The following is an 8,862-nucleotide window of genomic DNA, read 5'->3' on the forward strand; positions in this document are numbered from 1 at the left end:
CGCCGCGTGTCCGAAAATGAAACCTCCGTTCCCAACTCCGCGCCCGACTCCCACTGTTCGAGCTGCGGATCGCCCTACGGAGAGGGCGTCTCCGGCTGGCCCCGCACCTGCCCCGCGTGCGGCACCGTGGCCTACCGCAACCCGCTGCCGGTCGCGGTGGCTCTCCAGCCCGTGTACGACACGCAGGGCACCGCCCTGGTCGTCATCACCCGCACCGTGACCCCCGCGCGCGGGGGCGTCGCCCTGCCCGGCGGCTACGTCGACGACCGGGAGGACTGGCGGCAGGCCGTCGTCCGCGAGCTGAAGGAGGAGACGGGCATCGACGCGGCGAGCCGCGACGTACGGCTCGCCGACGCCATGAGCTCGCCCGACGGCCACCTGCTGCTCTTCGGGCTGCTGCCCGAACGCCCGGCCGAGGGCCTGCCGCCCTCCACCGCCACGGACGAGACCGAGGGATGGCACCTGCTGCGCAGGTCGGAAGAGCTGGCCTTCCCGCTCCACACCCGGGCCGTACGGGCGTTCTTCGAGGGCCGCTACATCTGAGCCGCGCGCTCCGCGAGCCCCCGGACGCGGACGGGGCAGGACGGCTCGCTCACACCGTCCTCGCCCTCCCGCTCCACGACCACCCGATGCCCCTCCCAGCGGCACACGTACCGTTCGATCTCCGGTTCCGCCCAGCCGTCGCCCGCGTCCGGCACGACCAGCCCACCGCCGGTCCGCCCCCGCGCGGGCGCCCACACCTCGAGTTCCGGCGCGCCGTCCTCCCCGCGCACCGGAACCACCGCTCCCGCGCGCGCGAACACCGGGATGCGCGCGAGGGGAGCGTCCACCAGCACCTGCGCCGGCCCCTCGTACGCCCGCTCCGTCACCACGTCGTACCAGCGCCCCCGCGGCAACCGCACCGCACGCCGGTCCACCCCGGCACCCAGCACCGGCGCCACCAGCAGACAGTCGCCCAGCAGAAAGGCGTCCTCGCAGTCCCGCAACGCCCGGTCCTCCGGCGCCTGCCACCACACGGGGCGCACATACGGAGCACCGGTACGCCGGGCCAGGTGCGCCAGCGTCACGAAGTACGGCAGCAGCCGCCGCCGCTCGGCGAGCGCCACGCGCGCGTGCTCCAGCACCTCGGCCCCGAACTCCCACGGCTCCCGCCGCCCCGCCCGCGACCCGGCGGCGGTGCGGAACAACGGCAGAAAGGCGGCCAGCTGGAACCACCGCAGATACAGCTCGGGCGACACACTCCCGTCGGCCCCGCCCACCTCCGGCCCCGTGTACGGCACCCCGCACAGCCCGAGCCCCAACACCCTCGCCAGCGAAGCCCGCAACCCCGGCCAGCCCGTCGCCACGTCCGCGAACCAGGCGCCGCCGTAGCGCTGCAGGCCGGCCCATCCGGAACGGGAGAGGACGAACGGCCGCTCGTCGGGCGTCAGCGTCCGCAGGCCCTCGTACCCGGCCCGCGCCATGCACAACGCGTAGACGTTGTGCGCCTCCCGGTGGTCGCCGCCCCTGCCCTCCAGCGCATGCCGCGCCGACCGCGGCAACGTCGGCTCCCCGAAGGCGGCGAAGGACGTGGGCGCGTCCAGGTCGTGCCACACCCCGGCGAACCCCCGCCCGAGCCGCTCCTCGTGGAGCCCGCCCCACCACTCGCGCGCACCCGCGTGCGTGAAGTCCGGGAAGACCACGTCCCCGGGCCGCCCCACTCCCCGCACCACCGCCCCGGTGGCGTCCCGCACGAACACGTCCGCGCGCGTCCCGCCGTCGTACACCGCGTTGCCGGGCGCGACCGGGACCGCCGGCTCGACGGCCGACACCAGCCGGACGCCCTCCCTGCGCAGCTCCTCGGCGAGCACCGACAGCTTCGGGAACCGCTCCTCGTCGACCGTGAACACCCGCTGGGCATCGGCGTGCCCGATGCCCAGGTGCACCGCGTCCAAAGGCAGATCACGCTCCTGATGGCCGGCCACGACCCGCCTCAGGTCCTGTTCGTCGCCGAGACCCCCCTGCGCGTGATGGTGCCCGAGCGCCCACGCCGGCGGCAGCACGGGCGCTCCGGTCAGCGATGCCCAGGCCAGCAGCACGCGCGCGGGGGTTCCCACCGTCACCCAGCACCGCAGCGGACCGCCGTCCATCCGCAGCACACTCCGCCCCGGCCGGTCGTGCCCCGACCCGGCACCCTCCTCACCCTCCCGCAACGCCACCGTGCCGTCCCACGCGTTGTCGTGGAAGACCAGGTGCGTCCCCGCGTCCGCCACCACCAGTTGCACCGGCATCGTGACGGACGCCCCGTCCTCGGCGGCGGCGAAGGGCAGGGCGGGGCCGCTGTTCCACAGCCGGTACGTGCCGTTGCGCAGCCGGGGACCGGCGGACCGCCCGCCGAGCCCGAAGAACCGGGCGTCCGCCGCCACCTCGGACCGCTGGGTCCAGCGCGTGGGACCGCCGGCGACCGGCTCCCACCAGCGGGGCGGCAGCTCACGACGCAGGACCACACCCCCGGGAGTACGCACCTCGACCGCGCCGTGCCGGGACACGGCCACCGTCGCCCGCTCCGCCACCACCCGCCAGCCGCCGTCCTTGTCCGGCTCCAGCACCGCCCGCGGATCCGGCTCCGGACAACGGCCCGCCAACGCGTACGAAGGCTCCGGGCCGGCCCCGTCCCAGCCCCAGAACACCGCTCCGTTCACCGCCACCAGGACGCGCAGCTCGGAGCGTTCGAACCGGACGACACCGCCGCCGGCCCCGGGTTCCACCTCCCGCATCGGGCCCGGCACCCGCGCCCGCTCCGCACCGCGCGGCGGCAGCCCGGCCGCGTCGACACGCCGCCTGCGCCACGCCGCCCGTACCGTACGCAACCCCTGCGCCATGCCTCCGGAACCGACCGTCTTCATCGAACGCACCAGGTCACGACCGTCCATGCTGCTCACCCTGCCATCGACCAGCGCGCACGGGGGCGGCGTTCAACTGCCGTTCACCCGTGACCGAACCACATCTTCATGTCGCCGACTATGTGGGGCGCGCCCTGGTGCGGAAGTCGATCACATGGCATCGTCCCTGTCAGCCGCGTCACGCGCACACCCCAGCCCGTGCGCGGAGGACGCACACGACGCGCACAGTCCGGGAGCCGCCCCATGTCGACCGAGAACCCCGAGCCGCTCTGGCAGCCGGATGCACGACGCATCGCCGAGGCACGCATCACCCGGTTCCAGACCTGGGCCGCCGAGCACCACGGAGCCCCCGCCGAGGGCGGGTACGCGGCCCTGCACCGCTGGTCCGTCGACGACCTGGAAGCCTTCTGGAAGGCCGTCACGGAGTGGTTCGACGTCCGTTTCTCGACCCCCTACGCGCGCGTGCTCGGCGACCGGTCCATGCCGGGCGCCCAGTGGTTCCCCGGCGCCACGCTGAACTACGCCGAACACGCCCTGCGCGCGGCCGCCACCCGCGCGGACGAACCGGCCCTCCTGTACGTCGACGAGACCCACGAGCCGACCCCCGTCACCTGGGCCGAGCTGCGCCGCCAGGTCGGCTCCCTCGCCGCCGGACTGCGTGCCCTCGGCGTACGCCCGGGGGACCGCGTCAGCGGCTACCTCCCCAACGTCCCGCAGGCCGTGGTCGCCCTCCTCGCCACCGCCGCCGTGGGCGGCGTGTGGACCTCGTGCGCGCCCGACTTCGGCGCCCGCAGCGTCCTGGACCGCTTCCAGCAGGTCGAACCCGTCGTCCTGTTCACCGTCGACGGCTACCGCTACGGCGGCAAGGAACACGACCGCCGCGACACCGTCGCCGAACTCCGCCGCGAACTGCCCACCCTCCGTGCGGTGATCCACATCCCGCTCCTCGGCACCGAGGCCCCCGACGGCGCGCTGGACTGGGAGACCCTGACCGCCGCGGACACGGAGCCCGTCTTCGAGCAGGTGCCCTTCGACCACCCCCTGTGGGTGCTCTACTCCTCCGGCACCACCGGCCTGCCCAAGGCCATCGTCCAGTCCCAGGGCGGCATCCTGGTCGAACACCTCAAGCAGCTCGGCCTGCACTGCGACCTCGGCCCCGAGGACCGCTTCTTCTGGTACACCTCGACCGGCTGGATGATGTGGAACTTCCTCGTCTCCGGCCTGCTCACCGGCACCACGATCGTCCTCTACGACGGCAGCCCCGGCTTCCCGGCCACGGACGCCCAGTGGCGCATCGCGGAACGCACCGGCGCCACCTTCTACGGCACCTCCGCCGCCTACGTCATGGCCTGCCGCAAGGCAGACGTCCACCCGGCCCTTGACCTGGACCTCTCCGCCGTCCAGTGCGTCGCCACCACCGGCTCACCGCTCCCGCCCGACGGCTTCCGCTGGCTGCACGACGAGTTCGCCGCGAGCGGCGCCGACCTGTGGATCGCCTCCGTCAGCGGCGGCACCGACGTGTGCTCCTGCTTCGCGGGCGCCGTCCCCACCCTCCCGGTGCACATCGGCGAACTCCAGGCCCCCGGCCTCGGCACCGACCTGCAGTCCTGGGACCCGAGCGGCAGCCCCCTCACCGACGAGGTCGGCGAACTGGTCGTCACCCATCCCATGCCCTCGATGCCGATCCGCTTCTGGAACGACCCCGACGGCAGCCGCTACCACGACAGCTACTTCGACACCTACCCCGGCGTCTGGCGGCACGGCGACTGGATCACCCTCACCTCACGCGGCTCCGTCGTCATCCACGGACGCTCCGACTCCACCCTCAACCGGCAGGGTGTCCGCATGGGCTCGGCCGACATCTACGAAGCCGTCGAGCGGCTCCCCGAGATCAGGGAATCCCTCGTCATCGGCATCGAGCAGCCCGACGGCGGCTACTGGATGCCCCTCTTCGTGCACCTGGCACCCGGGGCCGCCCTCGACGACACCCTCCTCGACCGCATCAAGCAGACCATCCGCGCCAACCTGTCCCCGCGCCACGTCCCCGACGAGGTCATCGAGGTGCCCGGCATCCCGCACACCCTGACCGGCAAACGCATCGAGGTCCCGGTCAAGCGCCTCCTTCAGGGCACCCCGCTGGACAAGGCCGTCAACCCCGGCTCCATCGACAACCTCGACCTGCTCCACTTCTACGAGGACCTCGCCCGCAAACGCTCCTGACCAGGACACCGACGAGCCGGCCGCCCCGCGCGGCGGCCGGCTCCCGCGCCCGCCCGACGCCGTTGTCAGTGCCGCCGATTACTGTGAGTGAGCATTGATCGACCGTGCGCAGGGGGAAACATGGCGCACACCGGCCAGACCGACCAGACGATGCGGCGCGTCCTGCGCCGTGAAATCGCGGGCACCATCGGACTGCTCACCGACGAACACGACTTCCGCGCCATGCGGCGCTACCGCAGCTTCACCTTCCACGACCACGCCGCATACCTCCGCCAGGTGGAAGCCCTCCTCAGGGCCCGCGCGGCACAGGGCTCCCACACCACGGTCGCGCTCTTCGACCCGGAGGAGTACGCCGCCTTCTGCACGGCGGCGGGCCTCGAAGCCGACGCCCCCGCCAGCCGCGCCCGCTTCACCGCCGAACTCGCGGCCCACGGCCCCACCCTGCCGTACGAGGGCCAGCCCCTCACCGACCTGCTCCCCGCCCTCGTCGACGAAGCCGTCCGCCAGGCCACCTGGGAGTACACATCGAGCCTGCTCGCCCGCCTCGGCAGCTGCGCCACCTGCGGCGAGGACCTCGGCCGGGCCGCCTTCACCCGCGCCTCCCGTCTCCTGGGCCGCGTCCTGGAAACGGCCCCACCAGGCAGCCGGCACCTGGTCTGCAGCGTCTCCGGCCACCCGGAGGAGACCTTGGTCGCCGCCCTCCTCGTCGACGAGGACACCGACGGCACCCCGCACTTCGACGAGGCCGAGGCCCTGGAGTTCACCAGCGTTCTCGCCCTCGGCCTGGCGACCCACAGCCCCGGCGGACTCGTGATGCGCGTCAGCCCGCCCCACGGCCCCGACCGCATCCACGGCTGGCGCCTGCGCGGATACGGCCTCGTACCCCTCACCGCAGCCGAGGTCTTCGACGCCTACTGCACCGACGTCGAGTCCGGCGACCTCGTCTCCCCGGAATCCAACGTCGACTACTGCGCCCCGCCCGACCTGGGGGACGACCGCCTGCCCCCGGACCACCACCACTGAACGCGTGCGGGGCGCCCCACCCCAAGGTGGAACGCCCCGCACCACAGCGACAACGGCAGCCGCATCCGGCCCCTACTCGCCGGACAGCACCGCCTGGGCCGCGTTCCGCGCCTCCTCGGCACTGTCGGCCGCCCGGGCGGCCGACGCGGCCCGCTCGCACTGCGCCAGCGTGAACTTCGCCAGCGTCGCCCGCACGTACGGCAGCGACGCCGCACCCATGGACAGGGAGGTGACACCGAGACCGGTCAGCACACACGCCAGCAGCGGATCCGAGGCGGCCTCACCACAGACACCGCAGCTCTTGCCCTCGGCCTTCGCCGCCTCGGCCGACAGCGCGACCAGGTCGAGCAGCGCCGGCTGCCACGGGTCCTGCAGCCGGGACACCGCGCCCACCTGACGGTCGGCGGCGAAGGTGTACTGCGCGAGGTCGTTCGTCCCCAGCGACAGGAACTCGACCTCCTGCAGCACGGAACGCGCCCGCAGCGCGGCCGACGGGATCTCCACCATCGCGCCGAACTTCGCCCGCAGGCCCGCCTCCCGGCACGCGTCGGCGAACGCCTTGGCGTCGGCCCGGTCCGCCACCATCGGCGCCATGACCTCGAGGTGGACCGGCAGGCCCTCCGCCGCCTTCGCCAGCGCCGTCAGCTGCGTACGCAGCACGTCCGGGTGGTCGAGCAGCGTCCGCAGGCCCCGCACGCCGAGCGCGGGGTTCGGCTCGTCACCCGGGGTGAGGAAGTCCAGCGGCTTGTCGGCACCGGCATCCAGTACTCGCACGACGACCCGGCCCTCCGGGAAGGCCTCCAGGACCTGGCGGTAGGCGGTGACCTGCTTCTCCTCCGACGGCGCGTTCTCGCTGTCGTCGAGGAACAGGAACTCGGTCCGGAACAGGCCGACACCCTCCGCGCCGGCCTCGACCGCCGCGGGCACGTCGGCGGGACCACCGATGTTCGCCAGCAGCGGCACCTTGTGACCGTCCGAGGTCGCACCCGGCCCCGTCGCGGCGGCCAGCGCGGCCTTGCGCTCGGCGGCCTCGGCCGCCAGCCGCGCCTTCTTCTCCTCACCCGGGTTCACGAAGACCTCCCCGGTGCTGCCGTCGACGGCGACGACGGTCCCCTCGGGAAGCTCACCGGCGCCCGGCAGGGCCACCACGGCAGGCACACCGAGCGCCCGCGCGAGAATCGCGCTGTGGCTGGTCGGCCCACCCTCCTCCGTGACGAATCCCAGGACGAGCGTCGGGTCGAGCAGCGCGGTGTCGGCCGGCGCCAGATCCCGCGCGATGAGCACGTACGGCTCGTCGCTGTCCGGGACACCCGGCATCGGCACCCCGAGCAGACGGGCGACGATACGATTCCGCACGTCGTCCAGGTCCGCCACGCGGCCGGCCAGGTACTCCCCGGCACCGGCCAGCAGGGCACGGTACGCGGCGAAGGCGTCGTACACGGCGCGCTCGGCCGTGCTCCCGACGGTGATCCGCCGCTCCACGTCCGCCATCAGCTCGGGGTCCTGGGCCATCATGGCCTGCGCCTCGAGCACGGCCTGGGCCTCGCCCCCGGCCAGATTGCCGCGCGCCATCAGATCGGCCGCCACAGCTTCCACGGCCTTGCGTGCGCGCCCCTGCTCACGCTCCGCGTCCTCGGCCGAAATCTGCTTTGCCGGCGGCTCCAGGACCGCCGTCCCCATGTGCCGAACCTCGCCGATCGCCACACCGTGGCTCACGCCGACGCCTCGCAGCGTTGTCTCCATCTCACCCGTCCCGATAGTGCGGCGGGTCCCGCCGCCGCGGTGGTTGTCCTGCCGGCCGTCGATGCCGCCGTGTGACGGCATTGACGTCACTTCCAGAGGAAGAGACTCTCGCCGGCCTTCACGTCGCCGTCCTCACGGAGATCGGTGAGCGCCTCGGCGGTGGCCTCCAGAGCCACGATCGGGCAGACCGGCGACTTGCCCGCGGCCTCGACCGCGGCCGGGTTCCAGCGCACCACGCCCTGACCGCGCACGACGGTGTCGCCCTTGTTCACGAGCAGTTCGAAGCCTTCGCCGTTCAGTTGCACGGTGTCGATGCCGAGGTGGGTCAGGACGCCGTGCCCGCTCTCGTCGACGACGACGAAGGCGTGCGGGTGCAGAGAAACGATGACGCCGTCGACCGGAGCGACCGCCTCGGAGGGCTCCCGCACGGGGTCGATGGCGGTGCCCGGGCCGACCATGGCCCCGGAGAAGACGGGATCGGGCACAGCGGCCAGGCCGATGGCGCGTCCTGCGAGCGGGGACGAGACGGTGGTCATGGGAAGCCTCCCAGGGCGGGGATCTGTACGGGCCGTCACTGCCTGTCCCGGACGGCACACTGAGCAGCAGGGTATGTCATAGGAAGTACCGGTTCCGCATGTGTGTTCCGATTAGAGGTCTAGACCACACTCCTCACGGATTTGCACCCGTTCTGCGGCCCCGTGTACAGTCTCTAGTCCTGCCTGAGGTTGAGCGATGCACAGCAAGGCGTCCTCGCCCCGGCAGTACCCAACTCATCAGATCCTATCGCTGGATCACCTTCTGCATGTCCGCAGGACGGTGGTCAAGAGCACCGGGAAAGCCTGATAGTGTTGGAAACACCGAAGGGAAGCGCCCGGAGGAAAGCCGCGAGAGAATCTCTCGGGTGAGTACAAAGGAAGCGTCCGTTCCTTGAGAACTCAACAGCGTGCCAAAAGTCAACGCCAGATATGTTGATACCCCGACCTGATCGGATCTC

7 protein-coding genes are annotated in these 8,862 nt (G+C 72.6%); 3 read left to right on the forward strand and 4 right to left on the reverse strand.

What is annotated here, in order from left to right; all coding sequences use genetic code 11:
- Positions 1 to 6 precede the first annotated feature (6 nt).
- A complete protein-coding gene (locus ACZ6IM_RS12860; protein WP_052837964.1) occupies positions 7 to 543 on the forward strand; it encodes an NUDIX domain-containing protein in 537 nt (178 codons plus the stop codon).
- Here the strand turns inward: ACZ6IM_RS12860 and ACZ6IM_RS12865 are convergent.
- Entirely contained in the window at positions 534 to 2,912 is a 2,379-nt protein-coding gene (locus ACZ6IM_RS12865; protein WP_469556377.1) for a glycoside hydrolase family 31 protein, read from the reverse strand. The genes ACZ6IM_RS12860 and ACZ6IM_RS12865 overlap by 10 nt on opposite strands.
- Positions 2,913 to 3,125: 213 nt before the next feature.
- Here ACZ6IM_RS12865 and ACZ6IM_RS12870 point away from each other — a divergent pair, with 213 nt between their 5' ends.
- Together ACZ6IM_RS12870 and ACZ6IM_RS12875 are read left to right on the forward strand one after the other, a co-directional pair.
- Positions 3,126 to 5,102, forward strand: coding sequence for an acetoacetate--CoA ligase (locus tag ACZ6IM_RS12870; protein WP_469556379.1), 1,977 nt, complete (start codon positions 3,126 to 3,128; stop codon positions 5,100 to 5,102).
- A gap of 120 nt (positions 5,103 to 5,222) precedes the next feature.
- A complete protein-coding gene (locus ACZ6IM_RS12875; RefSeq protein ID WP_052837970.1) occupies positions 5,223 to 6,125 on the forward strand; it encodes a hypothetical protein in 903 nt (300 codons plus the stop codon).
- A gap of 72 nt (positions 6,126 to 6,197) precedes the next feature.
- Here ACZ6IM_RS12875 and ptsP read toward each other — a convergent pair whose 3' ends face one another.
- The 3 genes from ptsP to ACZ6IM_RS12890 form a co-directional block, all read right to left on the reverse strand.
- Entirely contained in the window at positions 6,198 to 7,868 is a 1,671-nt protein-coding gene (ptsP, locus tag ACZ6IM_RS12880; protein WP_052837993.1) for a phosphoenolpyruvate--protein phosphotransferase, read from the reverse strand.
- 86 nt (positions 7,869 to 7,954) lie between these two features.
- On the reverse strand, positions 7,955 to 8,404 hold the full coding sequence (locus ACZ6IM_RS12885; protein WP_052837973.1) for a PTS sugar transporter subunit IIA: 450 nt from the start codon (positions 8,402 to 8,404) through the stop codon (positions 7,955 to 7,957).
- Positions 8,405 to 8,648: 244 nt separating this feature from the next.
- The coding region (locus ACZ6IM_RS12890; RefSeq protein ID WP_469556384.1) for a hypothetical protein at positions 8,649 to 8,862 on the reverse strand (214 nt) is incomplete at its 5' end.

This window comes from Streptomyces sp. NPDC042336 (assembly GCF_055581985.1).